We start from the raw sequence: 17,819 nt of genomic DNA on the forward strand, positions 1-17,819 counted from the left end.
ACACGAAAGGTCAGATCATGGGTCACGTCCGCGGGCTGCAACAACGCCTCAGCCAACCACTTCGGGTACCTCGCCGCACGCGGCTGGCCTGCGCTTTGGGCCGCATCGCCCTGGGCGCAGCGGTTGCCGCCCCGGCCGGTGCAGGCCTCATCGCCCTCGGCGCGCCGCTCGCCGCTCATGCGCAAAACGCTACCGCGCAGGGTGCGCGAGCGTTCGACGTTCCCGCAGGCTCGCTCGAAGACGCCCTGAGCCGTTTCGGCCGCGACGCAGGCATCATGCTGTCGTTCAAGCCCGAAGTCACGGCGGGACGTCACAGCAACGGCCTCAAAGGCACGTATACGCCGCGTAACGGGCTCGAAGCGCTCGTCGCAGGCACCGGGGTCGAAGTCGTCCCCCAATCGAATGGCAGCTTTCTCATTCAGCCCGCAGCGGGTCTGAACGCGACGGACACCGCCGTCACCCTGCCGACGACACACGTCACCGCCACCTACGACAACGGCCTGCAACCGGCCTATGCCGGCGGTCAGATCGCGCGCGGCGGCAGCCTCGGCATGCTCGGCTCGGCCGACGCCATGGATGTGCCCTTCAGCACGATGAACTACACCGAGCAGATGGTGCGCGACCAGCAGGCGCGCACGCTGGCGGACGTCGTCATCAACGAATCGTCGGTCCGCATGCTGACATCTAGCGGCGGCTTCGGCGAAGACTTCCAGATTCGCGGCTACACCGTCTCGAGCAGCGACGTCGGCCTCAACGGCCTGTATGGCATGGTCTCCGCCAGCCGGGTGCCGGCCGCCATCGTGGAGCGCGTGGAAGTCCTCAAGGGGCCGGGCACGCTGATGAACGGCGTAGGCCCGAGCGGCAGCATCGGCGGCGCCATCAATGTCGTGACCAAGCGCGCGACGAGCGAGCCGATCACGCGACTGACGACGACCTTCCAGAACAAATCGCAGCTCGGCGTCGAAGCCGATGTGGGACGCCGATTCGGTGAAAACCAGGAATGGGGGGTGCGTCTGAACGGCGTGTTCCGCGACGGCAACACCACGATGGACAACGGCAAGCAGAACATCGGCTTCGGCTCCGTCGGCCTCGACTACACCACGCAACGCCTGCGCTGGACGCTCGACGCTTACACGCAACACGAAGGCGACGACAACTTCCGCCCGCAGATCGGCTTCCAGTCGTCGGTGAAGAAGATTCCGGACGCACCGTCCGCCTATCGCAACTTCTACCCCGGTACCGAGCTGCATCTACACGATTCGGCCGTCACCACGCGTCTCGAATACGACGTGCTGAACAACGTCACCGTCTGGGGCGCGGTCGGCTATCACTACGCGAGCGCCTATCAGACGTTCCCGAGCGGCCCGGCCGATGCGCTCGGCAACTTCACGGCGACGAATTCCTACTACGACTCGTACACGCGCTCGCGCACGGCAGACGTCGGCGCACGTGCCACGTTCAAGACGTTCGACATCGGTCACACGCTTACGGTGCAGGCTTCGCGTCTGGAGCAGGATGCAGGTAACGCGTACTCGCCGGGCACCACGTCGGTGGCCTCGAACATCTACAACCCGGTGCCGCTGCCGGCGGTGAACGTGCCGCGTGCGGACGCGAAGAAGGCATCGGAGTCGACGCTGACGAGCATTGCCGTGACGGACACGCTCTCGTTCCTGAACGACCGTGTGCTGCTCACCGGTGGCCTGCGCCACCAGCGTGTCGCGCTCGACAACTTCAGCACCGCCACCGGCGCGCTGACGTCGAACTACGACCAGAGCGCCATCTCGCCGCTCGCGGGCATCGTCGTCAAGCCTTTGCAGAACATCTCGGTGTACGCGAACTTCACCTCAGGTCTGTCGCGCGGCGGCATCGCACCGGCCACGGCGCGCAACGCCGGGCAGGTGTTCCCTCCGTACAAGTCCAAGCAGTACGAAGCCGGCGTGAAGGCCGACTGGGGTCCGGTGACGACGGTGGTGTCGGTCTTCCAGGTGCAGCGTCCGAACGCGATCACCGATCCGTCCACCAACGTCTACAGCTTCGACGGCGAGCAACGCAACCGCGGGCTTGAGTTGTCGGCGTACGGCGAAGTCGTGAAGGGTCTGCGTCTGATGGCCAGCGCCACGTTCTACGACGCGAAGCTCACCAAGACGGCCGGTGGCGTGAACGACGGCAACGACGCCAACGGCGTGCCCAAGCGCGCGTTCAACTTCGGTGTCGACTGGGATACGCCGTGGGTGCAGGGACTCTCGCTCAACGGTCGCATCATCAACACGTCGCGCATGTACTTCAATGCGGCCAACACGCTCGAATTGCCGGCCTGGACCCGCTACGATATCGGCGCCCGCTATCGCACCCGCATCGCGGGCAAGTCGGTCGTGTTCCGCGCCAACATCGAGAACCTGTTCAATTCGAACTACTGGCTCATGAGCGGCACCTACGCCACCGTGGCCGCGCCGCGCACGTTCCTGCTGTCGGCGCAGATCGACTTCTGAGGTCAGCCGGCATGTCATCGATCCACCCCCGCAGCATTCGTCATCTCAACAGGTAACTGACTCGCATCATGGCTCAGGTTCGTCGTACCCCCACGGGGACTGCCCGCACTTTGGACACGCCCGACATGCCCAGCACGCCCGGCATGCGGCAAAAGCTCGTCGGACTCGTCACGCTCGTCTCTCGCATCGTGGCGGCCATCGGTGGCGGCTACGCCGTCGCGGCGCTCGCGAGCGTGGCGGTGCTCGCCCTGCCGATGAACAAGGTGCAGGCAGTCATCACCGGCCAGTTGGCGAGTTTCGCCATCTATGCCGGAGCGGTCGTGTGGGTGTTCGCGGTGCGCAGCGCATGGCGCGCCTGGGCCGGTTTGCTGATCGTTGCCGCACCGCTCGCGCTCGCCGCCTGGGCGGTCTCGTCGGGCGCGATGACGGGAGGTGCGGCATGACACCTAAGCCAACGAACGACGTAAGAACACCGAAGTCGCAAGGTCGTGGCATCCGTCAGACGATGTCCGACCTGCACACCTGGGCGGGACTGCTCGTGGGCTGGCTGCTGTACGCCATGTTCCTCACCGGCACCGTCAGCTACTTCAAGGACGAAATCTCGCAGTGGATGCGCCCCGAAGTGCCGCATCGGCAGACGCTGCCCGACCCGGCCATCGTCGCGCAGAACGTAGCGAACCGGTTGACGACGCTTGCTGCCGGCAGCCCGCAGTGGAGCATCTACCTGCCGACCGAGCGCAATCCGGTCGCCGGGGTGTTCTGGCGCAATGCCCCCGCGCCCAAAGGGAGCGCCAGCGCGCCGCGTCGCACATTCGAAGAGGCGACGTTCGATCCCACGACGGGCGAGACGCTAAAAGCCCGCGAGACGCTGGGCGGCGATTTCTTCTACCGCTTCCATTTCCAGTTCCACCCGTTGCCGGTCATGTGGGGACGCTGGCTGGCGGGCTTCTGTGCAATGTTCATGCTCGTGGCGATCGTCAGCGGCGTGATCACGCACAAGAAAATCTTCATCGACTTCTTCACCTTCCGATGGGGCAAGGGGCAACGCTCATGGCTCGACGCGCACAACGCGCTGTCCGTCTTCGGCCTGCCCTTCCATCTGATGATCACGTACACCGGGCTCGTCACGCTCATGGCGATGTATATGCCGTGGGGCGCGCAGACGGCCATCAAGACACCGGTCGAGCGCAGCCAGTTGAACGCGCAGTTGAGCGCGTTTCCGCCGCCGGGCAAGGCCACCGGCGAGAAGATGCCGCTCGCGTCCATCGAAGCGATGGTGCGTGAGGCGCAGGCCCGCTGGGGCGCACGCGACGTCGGACGCGTCACCGTCACCAACGCCGGCGACGCCAACGCACGCGTGGCCGTCACACGCGGCGAATCCACGCGTGTCTCGATGAGTCCGCAATATCTGCTGTTCGAGGGCGCGACCGGCAAACTCATCGACGTTCATGACAACGTGGGCGCCGCCGCCGAAACGCGGGGCGTGATGTACGCGCTGCACCTCGGACGGTTCAGCGATCTGCATCTGCGCTGGCTGTACTTCCTCGTCAGTCTTGGCGGCACCGCGATGGTCGGCACCGGGCTCGTGATGTGGACCGTGAAACGTCGCAGCAAGCTGCCCGACCCGGCGCGCCCGCATTTCGGCTTCCATGTGGTCGAGCGGCTGAACATCGCGGCCATTGCCGGCCTCTCCATCGCCATGACCGCGTTCCTGTGGAGCAATCGCCTGATTCCGGCCGATGCACTGAAGCGCAGCGCCACCGAAGTCGACGCGTTCTACTGGGTGTGGGCCGCTACGCTGCTCTATGCTCTCGTCAGGCCTGCGAAGCGCGCGTGGATCGAACTGCTCTGGGCCGGTGCTGCCGTGCTCGCGCTGCTGCCGATCGTCAATGCCGTGACGACGTCGCGCGGCTTCTGGCACAGCGTGACGACCGGCGACTGGGTCTACGCGGGGGTCGATGCCATGCTGTGGGCGTTCGCCGCCCTGCACGCGTGGCTTGCCGTGCGCACCGCCCGGCACAAGCCGAAGACGAAACCAGCCAGGCGTGCGGACGTCGCCAAGGCTGCGCCGCCGGCAATCAACGCGCCGTTGAGCGAGGATCGCGCATGATGCACGTCGTCACTTTCTTCATTTGTCTCGTGGGCTTCGCCGCGCTGGCGATGGCGACCGAGCGTCAGCAGGAAACGTTCTTCGGCGGTGTTTCGGTGGCGCGCACGCGCGCCAGCCGAGGGCTCGGATGGACGGCACTGATCGTCGCGCTGGCGGCAACGGTCGTGCATCAGGGATGGGGGTTGGGGCTGGTGAACTATAGCGGCCAGACCAGCATGGCCGCCGGTCTGGTATATCTCACACTCATCATGGCCGAGCGCCGCCGCTCACGCTAGCGGCCGCAGGCCACGCTCATTCGTTCTCTTCGAAGTAGTGTCCGAACTTGGCCTGCTTGGTCCGGATGTAGCGCTCGTTCTCTTCACGCATCGGGATGTCGAGCGCCACGCGCTCGCTCACCGGAATGCCGTGCTTGATGAGCGTATCGAACTTCTTCGGATTGTTACTCATGAGGCGCACCGAGCCCACGCCGAGAATGCGCAGGATGGCGGCGGCGGAGTCGTATTCGCGGGCGTCGTCGGGCAACCCCAGATCGAGGTTGGCCTCGACCGTATCGCGGCCCTGCTCTTGGAGCAGATACGCCCGGATCTTGTTGCTCAGGCCGATGCCGCGCCCTTCGTGGCCGCGCAGATACAGCATCACGCCGCGACCTTCTTCGGCGATCTTGCGCATGCCCGCATCGAGTTGCTCACCGCAATCGCAGCGGTACGAACCGAATACGTCGCCCGTCAGACACTCCGAATGCAGACGTACCAGCGGCGGCAAGGCGCCCGACGTGCTGTCCGTCACATCGCCCATGACCAGCGCGAGATGCTCGTTGGCGCTGTCTTTGACGCGAAACGCATGGGAAGTGAAGGTGCCGTAACGGGTCGGCAGGGTTGCCGTGGCGACAAGCTCGACGCATTCGCCTGCGTCGCAGTTGGGCGTGGCAGAGGCAGTACCAGGGGACTTCATGTTGACGTTCAAACCGGCTGAAATTGGGAGGTGCGTGCCACCCGGCTAGGGTGACGTGTACTCGGAGTGTACCGCCATTTGCCAATATCAGCCGACAGCCCTACGCAACACACGGTTGCATAGGGCGGTCCAATCGGCTAGCGCGTTGCCCGGCTTTGGGTTACGGACACGCGACTCGCCGCGTCACAACCGTCAATAGTCCGCACGCAGCGTGAGCATGATGTTGCGTCGCTCACCGTAGATACCGTAGAACGTCGACGGCACGCGGGCGTAGTAGTCGCGGTTGAAGACGTTGTTCACGTTGAGCTGCGCCTCGAGATGACGATTCACACGGTAGGCGAGCATGGCGTCCCACACGGCGTAACCGCCCTGCGCAAAGCCCGTCGTGCGGTACGTCGAGCTTTGAATACGCACGCCACCGCCCACGCGCAGGCCGTCGAGCACGCCGCCGAACAAGCCATCCGTGAAGCGATACGTCGTGTACAGCTTGAACAAGTGTTGCGGTTCTTCGCCGTCGAGCGCCTGACCGACCTGGTTCGGATCGCTGTTGTAACGCGTATTGAGCAGCGTGTAGCCGGCGTAAACGTTCCAGTTACGCGTGACCTGCCCCGTTACTTCGGCTTCCCAGCCCTGGCTCTGCGCCGAGCCTGCCGCGACCGAGCCGATGGCGTGGAACGGGTCGGCGACGGCACGGTTCGTGTCCGTCATGCGGAAGGCCGCCACGGTGGCGCTCAGGCGACCGTCGAGGAACGAGCCCTTCAGGCCCACCTCATATTGCTGCCCTTCACGCGGCGGCAACCCCTGACCGTCGAACGTCGTCGCCGTTTGGGGCGCGAAGATCTTCGAGTAGTTGAAGTACGCGTTGATCTGCGGCGTGAGGGCCAGCACCACACCGCCGTACGGAATGAACTTGTTGTTCGCACGGGCGGTGGTGTTCCACGGACCTTCGGTCGGCAGCAGATTCTGACTTTGCTGCTGATACCAGGCTTCGCGGCCGCCCAGCACGACGGTAAGCGGATCCAGCACGCGAACACGCGCCTGTCCGTACACGCCGAACTGCTGCGCTTGCAGCTTGTTGCCGGAGTCGAACGGAATGGTCGGCTCCACCGACGGCGGCGAGAAGATGCTGAAGGTGCCGAGGTTCTCGCCACCCGACAGACTGCGCTGCTGCGTCATCTGGTAGTTCATACCGACCAGCCATTCATGCTTGCGGCCGAATGCCTCTACCGGGCCGGACAAATGCGAGTCGATCCCCAGCAGGTTGTTCTCGCCACGTTGCGACTGGCCGAAATAACGGGCCGTGAGCGTCGCAGCGTTGATGCCCGGGCCGAGATAGGCGTACTTGCTGTTCGAGAGCACGTGACGATAGTTGATGGTCGTCGTCGAGACGATATCGTTATCGAAACGGTGCTCCAGCTTGCCGTTGACTTCCTGCATCGACGTCCAGGCGTAGTTCCAGTCCGGCGAGAAGTTCGAGTTGTTGGGGGCGTTCAGGAACGTGCGGTTCGTCAGCAGCGACTGGCCATAGTCGAACGCGTGCAGCGGATTGACCTGATACGAGCCGGAGAGCGACAGCAACGTGCGCGGCGTGAGGTCGAATTCGAGCGCGCCGTAGGCGAGGAAATTGCTTTCATTGGTCCGCGTGACCGACTTGTTGCCGGTATCGCCCGTCAACACGGCACGTCCGCGAATGGTGCCCGATTCGTTGAGCGGGCCCGTTACGTCGATCATCTGGCGATAATTCGCCCAGGAACCGATGGTCGTCTCGCTACGCACGGCGAAGGTGTCTCCCGGGCGCTTGCGCACCAGATTGACCGTGCCGCCCGGCTCACCCGTGCCGTCGAGCAACCCTGCCGGGCCGCGGAAGACTTCCACACGGTCGTACATCGAGAGATCGAATTGCGGCTGGTACTGGATACCGCTCAGGATCGACACGCCGTCGTATTCGACGCCGACGTTGTAGCCTCGCGAGTTGAAGTAGTAAGTGCCGTCACCGTAGTTGACCGCCGTGATACCGGTGGTGAATTGCAGCGCATCGGCCACGGAGGTCATCGCCTGGTCGTCCATGCGCGCGCGCGTGACGACCGACACCGAGTTCGGAATGTCCTTGAGTGCCTGCGGCGTCTTGCCGATGGTCGTGGTCGAGGTGCCGTACGAGCTCGACCCCTCGGTCTGCGCATCGCGTTGCGCGCTGACGTTTGCCGCCGGCAGTGCCGCCGTCGTGCCCGGTGCCGCCGTCGCGGGCGAGGTCGACTGCGCGTGCGCCGCTGCGGCGCCCAACATCAGCATCGCCACGGCGATGGGTGTCCGCGCGAGGCGCAGCGGCGACGGGTGCCCGTTCCTCATGCCGTCAGACATGCGGCCCCGTGCCGCGCGGCGAGGTTGCTGGTTCTGATTCTTTTGCATCGTTGACAACACTTCCCCTGGTTCCTTGTTGCCGGGATCTTCCGGCGATCGTGAATCGGTGCCTTGTTTTGTGTGGTGTTTGTGCCTTTAGCGTCTCGGTCCAATTCCCGCTACACTGGCGAAAATATCGCAAATGAGACTCATTACTAAATTTGCGTGAGATTCGGCAAACACATTGATAGATCAGGAGAATATCGGGTTCGGAATAGGTAAGGGCGACAATTAATGTCGATTTTTTGACAAATTTCGTCTGAGTATCGATACCCGATTACAAACCCCGGCATGAACGATTTTCTGCGCAAGCGATTCCCCAATGCCGTGCGTCCATTGCCGCGCGATGTCTACTCGCAGATCACGTCGTACCGCCACGGCGAGCGGCTGATCTGGCATCAGCATCGTCACGGTCAACTGGCATTTGCGGTGCGCGGCGTCGTGCGCGTGCTGACGTCGACGGCCATCTGGACATTGCCGCCCTCGCGGGCCGTGTGGCTGCCCTCCGATGTCGAACACGAGTTGCATGCCGTAGGCGACGCGCAGATCTGCAACGTCTACATGGAACCGCGCATGTTTCCCTGGGATTGGGTGCGGCCAACGGTGATTCTCGTCACCCCGCTGATCCGCGAGCTGGCGGTCACCGTCGGCCGTGACGGCGACAGCTATGGCCCGACGAGCCGGGCGGCACTCTCGGTGCCGCCGCTGCTGGGTGTGCTGCGCGACGCCACCGCCCTGCCCGAGCGCGGCGTGCCGGTTCCGCGCGACACCCGGTTGCAGGCGATTTGCGAGCATTTGATGAACGACCCCGCCAGCAAACTGACGCTCGACTTCTGGGGCGAACAGTTCGGCGTCAGCGGACGCACGCTTGCGCGTCACTTCCAGATGGACACCGGCATGACGTTCGTGACGTGGCGCCAGCACCTGCGCGTGTCCGAAGCGATCTCGACACTGGCGCTCGGCTCGTCGGTGGCGGCCACGGCCGATGCCTTCGGTTATGCGAGTCCGAGCGCCTTCATCGCGATGTTCAAACAGGTCACGGGCCGCACCCCGCAACGCTACCTCGCCGACGCCTGAGCTCGCTCAGCGCGCGTAGCTCACCGGCATGCCGCCGTCGGGGTTGGGCAGCACCCCCATCGGCACGCCATAGATGGTTTGCAGCGTGTCGGGCGACATCAGTTCGGCGGGGGTGCCCCGGGCGATCGGCCTGCCTTGCTTGAGCGCGAGCAGCGTGTCGCAAAAACGCGCCGCCATGTTCACGTCGTGCAACACGATCACCACGCCAAGTCCGTGCTTGTCGGCCAGTTCGCGCACGAGCTTGAGCACGTCCAGTTGATGGGCGACGTCCAGCGCCGAGGTCGGCTCGTCGAGCAACAGACACTGCGCCTGCTGTGCGACAAGCATCGCCAGCCACACGCGCTGACGCTCGCCGCCCGAGAGCGATTCCACCAGACGATCCGCAAAGCCCAGCACATCCGTTTGCGCCATCGCCTGTTGCACGGCCTCGTGATCGTGCACATCGAAGCGCCCGAGCGCGCCGTGCCATGGGTAGCGGCCCAGCGCGACAAGCTCGGACACCGTCATCCCCGCCGCCGCCGGCGGTTGTTGCGGCAGATACGCCACGCGACGTGCAAATTCGCGCGCGCCCCACGACGCCAGCGCGCGTCCCTCGAACTGGAGGCTGCCGCTGACCGGCGAGAGCTGGCGCGCGAGCAACTTGATCAGACTCGATTTGCCCGAGCCGTTGTGGCCGATCAGCCCGTGCACCTGCCCGCCCGCGAGTTCGAGGGTGAGGGGCGCGAGGAGCGTGCGGCCTTCCACGGCGAAGGAAACGTCTTGCAGCGCGAACATCGGAGTATCAGTCATGGGCTTTCGGTGAAGCAGGTTCGTGGTGCGCCCCGGCATCGGTCTGCGGCTCGCGCAGCTGGCCATAGTCGAGGCGAATCAGACGATCCGCCAGATCGAAATAGCGGTCGTCGTGCGTAATCACCAGCACGCTCTTGCCGCGCGCCTTGAGCGCGGGGAGCATCTGGCGGTAGAAAACATCCTTGAACAGCGGGTCCTGATCCGCCGCCCATTCGTCAAAGACGTAGAACGGCCGGTCTTCCAGATACGCCACAAGCAACGCGAGACGCTTGCGCTGCCCTTGCGAGAGATCGAGCGTCGAGAAACGACCGTCTTCGATCGTGACCTTGTGATCGAGCTGCAACGACTTCAGGAGCGCCTTCGCCTGCGCATCGAGTCCATCGGATGGCAAACCGAGCAGATGTTCGAACAGGAAGAAGTCGCTGAACACCACCGAGAACAACTGACGATAGTGGTCGCGCTCGGCATCGCCCACGGGCACCCCGTCGAGCAGAATCCGGCCCTGCTCCGGCACATAGAGGCCGACGATGAGCTTGGCAAGCGTCGTCTTGCCGCTGCCGTTGCCGCCGACCAGATAGACGAGCTCGCCCGGGTGGAACGTCAGACCGATCGGGCCCAGCGTGAAGTTCTCGTTCTCCTGTTCGCGGAAGTAGCTGTGCGTCACCCCTTCGAGCGTGATGTCGTGGAACACCGGCACTTCCGTTCTGGCGGGCGCCGGCAGCAACTCGCGCGGCAGTTCCTTCTCGACCTGCGCGATGCGCTCCAGCGCCACGCGAGCGCTTCCGAGCGACGGCATCGCCGAGAGCACGCCCTCGATCGGCATGATCATGTAGAGGAACACCAGCGCATAGCCCGACACGACCTGCGGCGGCAGATCGACATGACGCAGCACCACGAACAGCGTGAGCCCGATGAACGCGAAAAGAATGAAGCTGCCCCAGCTTGCCGCCGCCGCGTACAGCACATAGCCTCGCGTGCGTTGCACGCGCACCGCTTCGACGTTGCTCGCGAGGCGATCTTCGATGAACGCGTCGCGTCGCGCACGATGCAGCTTGAGTTCCTTCGCGCCGTCGAACAACGCGCGGAAATCCTTCACCAGCGCTTCCTCACGCTTGCGCGAGCTGCGCAGATGCAGGAGCGCACGCTGGTTCGCGAAACGAAACCCGGCCGCGCCGATGAAGATCGTCACGACCGCGAACAACAGAATCTGCCACGACAGATAGCCGAGATAGATCAGACAACCCGCGATCACCGCGCCCTGCATGGCGAGCACCGGCAGGTTCACGAACAGCACCACGATGGTGTCGAGATCCTGCGTGAGTACCGCGATGGCACGGGCGATGCCATGCCGCTCCAGGCTCGCGTACGGCGCCGCGCCGATACGACGCACGACCTGCATGCGCAGCGTCGCTTTGGCCCGCTGACCCAGCGACATGAACAGCGTTTGCGACAGCGCACGGGTGACGAGCACCAGCACACCGAGGCCGAGAAACTGCATGCCGAGCACGCCGAGATGCTCGCGCGGTGCACCGAGCGCCCGGTTGATGAGCGCGACGAGACCGGCGTTGCCGAAACCGCTGATGAGACTACCGGCGAGCGCGATGATCAAAGGCCATCGCGACGCACGCACCAGTTGCCAGAACAAGGACATAGGAGGCAAACCTCTCTTATATTTTGTGGGGATATTGGGGGGACATCAGGCCACTTGACGACGCAAGTGCCACAGCAGATACGGCGCCGCGATCAGCATGGCGAGCACGCCCGCCGGCAACTGTTGCGGGAACAGCAGGTTACGGCCGAGCCAGTCGGCGGCAATCATCAGCAGCGCGCCGGACACGCTCGCCGCCACGGCCTGCGGGCGTCCCTTGCCGAATCCGGCCATGCGGGCGAGGTGCGGCGCGAGCAGACCAACGAACGACAGCGGGCCGACGACGAGCGTAGCCACGGCGCTCAGCGTCGCGGCGAGACACCAGAGCCACAGGCGCGCGCGCTTCACGTTCACGCCGACGGCCGTGGCGGTCGCATCGCCCATCGGCAGCAGATCGAGCCAGCGCGACGCGAGACACGTCAGCAGCAGCCCCGCGAGCGCCGCCGCGACCGTGACCATCGCAATGCCGGGGCCGACGATGTACGTCAGCCCGAGCATCAGCGAGCGCAGCAGGAAGGCATTGGCCGTACCGCTCGCACTCGCAATCGCCACGAGCGACTGCGCCATGCCGGAGATGGCCACACCGGCGAGCAGCATGCGCGTGGGTGAGAAGCCTCCCTTGCGCGAGAGCGTCAGCATCACGGCGAGACTGATCGCCGCCCCCGCGAAGGCCGCCAGGAACAGAACGGAAGCGCCCGCACCTACCACGACGAACGTCACGATCAGCACGCCGAGCATCGCCCCGCCGCTCACGCCGAGCAGTTCGGGACTCGCCATCGGGTTGCCGCTGATCCGTTGCAGCAACGTGCCCGAGAGCGCCAGCGCGACACCTGCCGCTGCCGACGCCAGCATGCGCGGCATGCGCCACGGCGACATCGCCGTCCAGACATCGCCGCTCGCCCATTCCCAGCCATCGAAGGTGCGGCCGAGATGCTGCGTCGCCCACACGATCACCACGCCGAGCGCCAGCGTCACCGCCAGCCAGCGCAGCGGGTGACGCACACGCGCAGGCGGCGCGGCATCGGCCGTCGCCACTTCGCCGGCACGCGTGCGACGCAGCAGCCATAGCAGCAGCGGACCACCGAAGAGTGCTGCGGCAGCCCCTGTCGGCAGCGATGCGCCGTCGAACAGCGGCAGCCACTGCACGATCTGATCCGTCAGCATCAGCATGAGGGCGCCGATCGCCGGCGCCCAGACCAGTTGATCTCGCAGACGTCGCGCGCCCGCCAGCCGGACCAGTTGCGGCCCGGCCAGCCCGACGAAACCGATGATGCCGACCGTGCCGATGATGCAGGCGGAGAGCGCAACCGCGACCACGAGGCCCGCGGTGCGAATCCACGCGACGCGCGCACCGAGTTGCGTGATGCTGCGGTCGTCCAGCGTGAACAGGGTCAGCGGCCTGAGCAGCAGCCCCGCCGCGACGACGGCCACGAGCACGCGCGGCAGCAGCCAGCCGACGTCGTGCCAGCCGTTCTGCACGAGCGAGCCGGCCCCCCATGCAAACACGCCGACGAGCGCGCGCTCGTGGGTCATCGACACCATGATCGACAGGCCGCTGCAATACAGGTTGACGATCATGCCCGCGAGGATCACCGGCACGGGCGCGAAGCGACTGCGCCACGTCAATGCCATCACGATGGCCATGGCGGCGGCCGACCCCGCCATGGCAACGCCGGACTTCCACGCCAGCGCGACCGGCGGCAGCCAGATCGTCGCGGCCGAGAGCGCCAGCGACGCCCCGGAAGCCACGCCCAGCGTCAACGGCTCGGCCAGCGGGTTGCGCAGCACCTGCTGAAACATCACGCCGGCGAGCGAGAGCCCGGCACCCGCCAGCAACGACATGGTCAGACGCGGCAGCCAGGCGTAGTTCACGAGTAGCCCCGACATCGCGGCAGGCGACGTCGGCGCGCCTGCGTCGAGCACCGGATGCACGATCGCGTGCCACACCGCCGCGAGGAACGCGCCGCTGTCGACACCCGCCGGGCGTAGCGCCAGTAGCGTCGCGACAGCAAGGACCACCGCAGGCAGGCCGACAATAAGCGCCAGACGCCACAGATGCCGCACGTCGACGGGTGTCGACGCGCCACGCGGTGCGCCACTCGTCACGGGGGAAAACGGATTGCCTGTGCTCATACCGCTGCCCCCGTCAGTGCGACGCTCAACGCGTCGGCCAGCTTCACGGCCGTGGGTGTGCCGCCCGTGGGCAGCATCATCGGCAGTTGTCCGACGCGCGCACCGCGCACGAACGGCAACGCCTGCCACAGCGGACTCTGGCCCAGCATGCCGAGCAAACCGGGACGCGCCCCGATAAGCATCGCGCTCGCCGCCGTATCGACACCGAGCTGCGTGTAATCGATCTGTGCCATGCCCTCCGTATCGCTCGGGCGTCGCCAGGCATTCGTGAGGCCGACGGCAGCGAGCGTCCCGCCGAATACGCTCTCGCGACCGAAGACGTTCGTCAGACGGGTGTCGATGGGGCTCATCAGATAAATCGGACGTTGCGTGGCGCCATGCTGCGCCAGCCGGTCTCGCACGGCGCCAAGGCGGGCATCCGTCTGCGCGAGCAGCCGCGCCGTCTCGGCAGGACGCCCTAGGGCGTCCCCCAACGCGTGCGCCCGTCGCTGCGCGAGACGGTATCCGTCTTCATGCGGATGCGCGGGCGGCGCGACGAATAGCGGCGCGATGCGCGACAGCGAATCGGCCAGCGAGGCATGCGCGGGCGTGATGACGACCAGATCGGGGCGCAACGACTGCACGACCTCGAAATTGGGCTGGAACAGCAACCCCACGTCGACCACGGAATCCGGCATCTCAGGCGTGCCCGCGAGCAGCCGGTACCAGAACGGACGCGCGACGCCCACCGGGACCACGCCCAGCGCGAGCACCTGCGCCGCGAGTCCCCAGTCGAGCACGACGACACGCGGCGTGCGGCCCGAAGCCGCTGCCTCACCCGATATGCCGCCAGATAAGCCGTCAGAAGCGGCAAAAGCACGCGAAGCGTGCATGAACGGTGCCACCGCACCAACGCCAAACGCCGCCAGAAGGCGGCGCCGGACGGCAAACGATTTTCGTTGCATCACCATTGATATCGGGCTGTCCCCAGAACGGTTCGTGTTGCGCCGTAGTAGCAGAGGAACGAGTTCGTGCAATACGAGAGGTATTCGCGATTGAACAGGTTACTGACGTTGATGCCGAACCGCCATTGCTGCCAGTCGTAATGCACGGCGGCATCGACCAGCGTCCGGCTCGGCACTTCGAACGTATTGGCGGCGTCTCCCGCCGACGAACTCATGTAACGCACCCCGGCACCGAACCCGAGATTGCGCAACACGCCTTCGTGCATCGTGTAGTCGGCCCACAGCGCGAGGTTGTTGCGCGGCGTGATCGGCGGGCGCTTGCCTTGCGCCGTCGTGCTTTGCAGGTTGACCTGATTGACGTACGTGTACGAAGCGATGACCTTCAGATCGCGGGTGACGTTGGCACGCGCTTCGGCTTCGAAGCCGCGCGAGCGCACTTCACCGGTCTGCGTGGGGAACGTCGGGTGTGCCGGATCGACCACGCTCACATTCTCCTGACGAAGATCGAGGGCAGACAGACGCAACGAGGCATCGTATTGTTTCGGCTGATAACGCACACCGATTTCGTACTGCTTGCCCTGCGTGGGCTGCAACGCCCCGCCGGAGAAGGTCGTGCCGAGCACCGGCGCGAACGACTTCGCGTAGCTCACGTACGGCGCGATGCCATTATCGAACGCGTAGGCCAGCCCGGTGCGCCACGTGAAGGCGTGGTTGTCGGCCGTCAGCGTATTGCCGTTCGTGCTGGAACGGGTCGTCGCCCAGTCCTCACGCATGCCGAGCGTGAGCACCCAGCGGTGGTACCGCAGTTCGTCCTGCGCATACAGACCGGCCTGACTCAGCGAATAGTCCAGACGCGTGTTCTGGTTCACCCCCGCCAACGCGGCGTAGTTCGGATTGAACAGATCCAGTTGCCCGACGACAGCGCCGCCGTAGTTATCGCCTTCAAGCACGCGGCGATAGTCGAAGCCGAACAGCATCGTGTGCTCGACCGGGCCGGTCGAGAACTTCGCCTGTGCATTCGTATCGATCTGCCACTGGCTGACGTGCTCTTTGTCTGCATTGCCCCACATGTAGACCGAGCGCTGATCCGCGCCGAAACCACTCGTAACCGACGTCTGGTAGTAGTTCTGGTCGATATGCAGATAGCGCGCGTTCTGCGCGACGCGCCACGTGTCGTTCAGTTGCTTCGCGAACTGATAGCCGAACCAGTACTGCGTGCGCTGCATGCCGTCGCGGGTCGGGTCGCCGAAGTACTGATCGGCGCCGAGGTGACCGTTCGGGTTCGCGAACAACGTGCCGCTCGCCGGCACCGGGTTGAACAGGCCGCCTTGCGGGTCGCGCTGATAGCCTGCCAGCAGCGTGAGCGACGTGTCGCGGTCCGGCCGGAACGTGATCGACGGGGCGATCGCCAGGCGCTCGTCCTTGATGGCGCTCACCTGCGTCCTGGCGTCACGCGCCAGTCCGACCACGCGATAGAGGATCGTGCCGTCCGGCGTGAGCGATCCGCCGAGATCGAAGCCCGCCTGATAGGTGTCGTGATTGCCGATCTGGAGCGTGACTTCGCGCACCGGCTGATCCGTGGGCAGCTTGCTGCTGTAGTTCACCAGACCGCCCGGGTTGCCCTGTCCATAGAGCACTGACGACGGGCCGAACATCACGTCGATGCGCTCGAGCAGATACGGGTCGACGCGCGCTGTCGCAAAGCGCGGCGACTGAAAGATGCTCAGACCGTCGAGGTATGCGTCGATGTCGAAACCACGGGCGCGCAACTGGTCGAAGCGCACGTCGGTGCCGTCCTGCGTATTGACGCCGGTGGTGTAGCGCAATGCCTGATCGATGGTGATGGCGCCCTGATCGTCCATTTGTTGACGTGTCACCGTCGAGGTCGCCTGCGGCACGGTCAGCGTCGCGGCGTCGGTCTTCGTCGCGGTCCTCATGCGCTTGGTCACGTAACCGCGCCCCGGCCCGTTCGGGCTCTCGGTGAGCGACGAGTCGTTCACCTGCGTGGCGGGCAGCGACACCATCGCCCCGCCGGCGGCACCGGCCGCTGTATTGTCACTACCGGCATCGGCGGCCATCGCCGCCGGCTGCCCAAAGACCGTTCCCGCCACCATGGCCGCGAGCATCGTCAATCGCCGCGCCTGGGTCGGCTTCCCCGTGTGATTTCGTTTCACTTTACGTCCGCTTCCCGCGTCAGTGTCATTCTGTCTGAATGAATTAAAATAAATGAGACGCATTACTATTATCACTTGTATCCGCCACCTGAACCCCGATGGCAGTTGGTAGAATACCGGGGATCGTTTTGCTGTGAATCGCAAAAAATGTTGAGAAACGGACATTTTTTGTCCATTTCTCTATGCTTTGGCGCGCCGCGCGTTGTCCTCACGAGGGGCAATTGAACGCGCGGCCGTCGTCTGACCGTGTCGAGCGGTCCGGTTGGGAAGTCGTCATGAAGGAATTGCTGCTGCGCCGCTACCCGGAAACGCGCCGACATCTGGCGCGCGACGTCACGCTTGTGGGCATGGAGTGCGAGGATGGCGAACGCCAGCCCTGGCACCAGCATCAGCACGGTCACGTGGTGATGGCGCTGCGTGGCGTGGTGCGCGTGCTCACGCCGGCGCACACCTGGACGCTACCGGCGTCGCGAGCGCTGTGGCTGCCACCGAACACGCCGCACGAACTGCACGCCGTCGGGCGCATGCACTTCTGCACGATCAGCGTCGAGCCGGGCACCGTGTCGTGGTTGTGGCCGAACGCGCTCGCGCTGACCGTCGGCCCGCTGCTGCGCGAACTCGCCGTCGACATCCTCCCCGACGGCATCCACTACGCCCCGGACAGCCGCACGGCGCTGTCCGTCCCCCTGCTGCTTCGTCTGCTGCGTGAAGCCGCCGCGCCCGGCGAGCACGGCTTGCCGTTGCCCAGCTCGGCGAAGCTATTGGCGATCTGCGAGCACATGATGATGGAACCCGCGACCGACTACTCGCTGGAGCGATGGGGCGAAGAACTGGGTGCGAGCGGCAAGACGCTGGCGCGCCGCTTCAAGGACGAGACGGGCATGACGTTCGGGCGCTGGTGTCAGCACATGCGCGCGTCGGAGGCAATCACGCGACTGGCGCTGGGCGCCTCCGTCGGCGATGTCGCGCTCGCGCTCGGCTATCAAAGCCCGAGCGCGTTCATCGTGATGTTCAAGCGATTGTTCGGCCGTGCGCCGCAACAATATCTGGCGGTGGCGGATCGTTGAGGGCGCCCTGCTCTGCCGACCCTTCGCATGGGTGGATGTC

13 protein-coding genes are annotated in these 17,819 nt (G+C 65.2%); 6 read left to right on the forward strand and 7 right to left on the reverse strand.

The genetic code is table 11. The annotated features are described in order from the left end of the window. The first annotated feature begins 17 nt into the window (after window positions 1–17). From C5N93_RS13315 to C5N93_RS13330, 4 genes are all read left to right on the forward strand, one after another. A complete protein-coding gene (locus C5N93_RS13315; protein WP_242559619.1) occupies window positions 18–2,489 on the forward strand; it encodes a TonB-dependent receptor in 2,472 nt (823 codons plus the stop codon). A 125-nt stretch (window positions 2,490–2,614) separates the two neighbouring features. Further along, window positions 2,615–2,932, forward strand: a complete 318-nt coding sequence (locus C5N93_RS13320; RefSeq protein WP_242559620.1) for a DUF3649 domain-containing protein — start codon at window positions 2,615–2,617, stop codon at window positions 2,930–2,932. Continuing rightward, window positions 2,929–4,599: a PepSY-associated TM helix domain-containing protein gene (locus C5N93_RS13325; RefSeq protein WP_242559621.1), complete on the forward strand. Its 1,671-nt coding sequence runs from the start codon at window positions 2,929–2,931 to the stop codon at window positions 4,597–4,599. The genes C5N93_RS13320 and C5N93_RS13325 overlap by 4 nt, the downstream gene beginning before the upstream one ends. Then, entirely contained in the window at window positions 4,596–4,874 is a 279-nt protein-coding gene (locus C5N93_RS13330; protein WP_242559622.1) for a DUF3325 domain-containing protein, read from the forward strand. The genes C5N93_RS13325 and C5N93_RS13330 overlap by 4 nt, the downstream gene beginning before the upstream one ends. A 16-nt stretch (window positions 4,875–4,890) precedes the next feature. Here the strand turns inward: C5N93_RS13330 and ribA are convergent, their stop codons facing one another. Further along, a complete protein-coding gene (gene ribA, locus C5N93_RS13335) occupies window positions 4,891–5,550 on the reverse strand; it encodes a GTP cyclohydrolase II (protein ID WP_242559623.1) in 660 nt (219 codons plus the stop codon). Between the two features lie 192 nt (window positions 5,551–5,742). Next, window positions 5,743–7,908 (reverse strand): TonB-dependent siderophore receptor, encoded by a 2,166-nt coding sequence (locus tag C5N93_RS13340; protein WP_242559624.1) that lies wholly within the window; start codon window positions 7,906–7,908, stop codon window positions 5,743–5,745. A 330-nt stretch (window positions 7,909–8,238) separates the two neighbouring features. On the opposite strand from C5N93_RS13340, the gene C5N93_RS13345 reads away from it, so the two are divergent. After that, window positions 8,239–9,024, forward strand: coding sequence for a helix-turn-helix transcriptional regulator (locus tag C5N93_RS13345; protein WP_069341836.1), 786 nt, complete (start codon window positions 8,239–8,241; stop codon window positions 9,022–9,024). 6 nt (window positions 9,025–9,030) lie between these two features. On the opposite strand, the gene C5N93_RS13350 is transcribed toward C5N93_RS13345, so the two are convergent. The 5 genes from C5N93_RS13350 to C5N93_RS13370 are packed head-to-tail and all read right to left on the reverse strand — an operon-like array spanning window position 9,031 to window position 16,712. Next, on the reverse strand, window positions 9,031–9,813 hold the full coding sequence (locus C5N93_RS13350; protein WP_242559625.1) for an ATP-binding cassette domain-containing protein: 783 nt from the start codon (window positions 9,811–9,813) through the stop codon (window positions 9,031–9,033). Continuing rightward, a complete protein-coding gene (locus C5N93_RS13355) occupies window positions 9,806–11,464 on the reverse strand; it encodes a cyclic peptide export ABC transporter (protein WP_242559626.1) in 1,659 nt (552 codons plus the stop codon). Before C5N93_RS13355 ends, C5N93_RS13350 begins: the two co-directional genes overlap by 8 nt. 45 nt (window positions 11,465–11,509) lie before the next feature. Then, window positions 11,510–13,594, reverse strand: coding sequence for a Fe(3+)-hydroxamate ABC transporter permease FhuB (fhuB, locus tag C5N93_RS13360; RefSeq protein WP_242559627.1), 2,085 nt, complete (start codon window positions 13,592–13,594; stop codon window positions 11,510–11,512). Next, window positions 13,591–14,538, reverse strand: coding sequence for an ABC transporter substrate-binding protein (locus tag C5N93_RS13365; RefSeq protein WP_242559628.1), 948 nt, complete (start codon window positions 14,536–14,538; stop codon window positions 13,591–13,593). The genes fhuB and C5N93_RS13365 overlap by 4 nt, the downstream gene beginning before the upstream one ends. Beyond that, on the reverse strand, window positions 14,538–16,712 hold the full coding sequence (locus C5N93_RS13370; RefSeq protein ID WP_242559629.1) for a TonB-dependent siderophore receptor: 2,175 nt from the start codon (window positions 16,710–16,712) through the stop codon (window positions 14,538–14,540). Before C5N93_RS13370 ends, C5N93_RS13365 begins: the two co-directional genes overlap by 1 nt. 275 nt (window positions 16,713–16,987) lie before the next feature. On the opposite strand from C5N93_RS13370, the gene C5N93_RS13375 reads away from it, so the two are divergent. Then, window positions 16,988–17,779: a helix-turn-helix transcriptional regulator gene (locus C5N93_RS13375; protein WP_069341840.1), complete on the forward strand. Its 792-nt coding sequence runs from the start codon at window positions 16,988–16,990 to the stop codon at window positions 17,777–17,779. The last annotated feature ends 40 nt before the right edge of the window (window positions 17,780–17,819 follow it).

This window comes from Pandoraea sp. LA3, from assembly GCF_022696215.1.
GTDB lineage: Bacteria > Pseudomonadota > Gammaproteobacteria > Burkholderiales > Burkholderiaceae > Pandoraea > Pandoraea capi.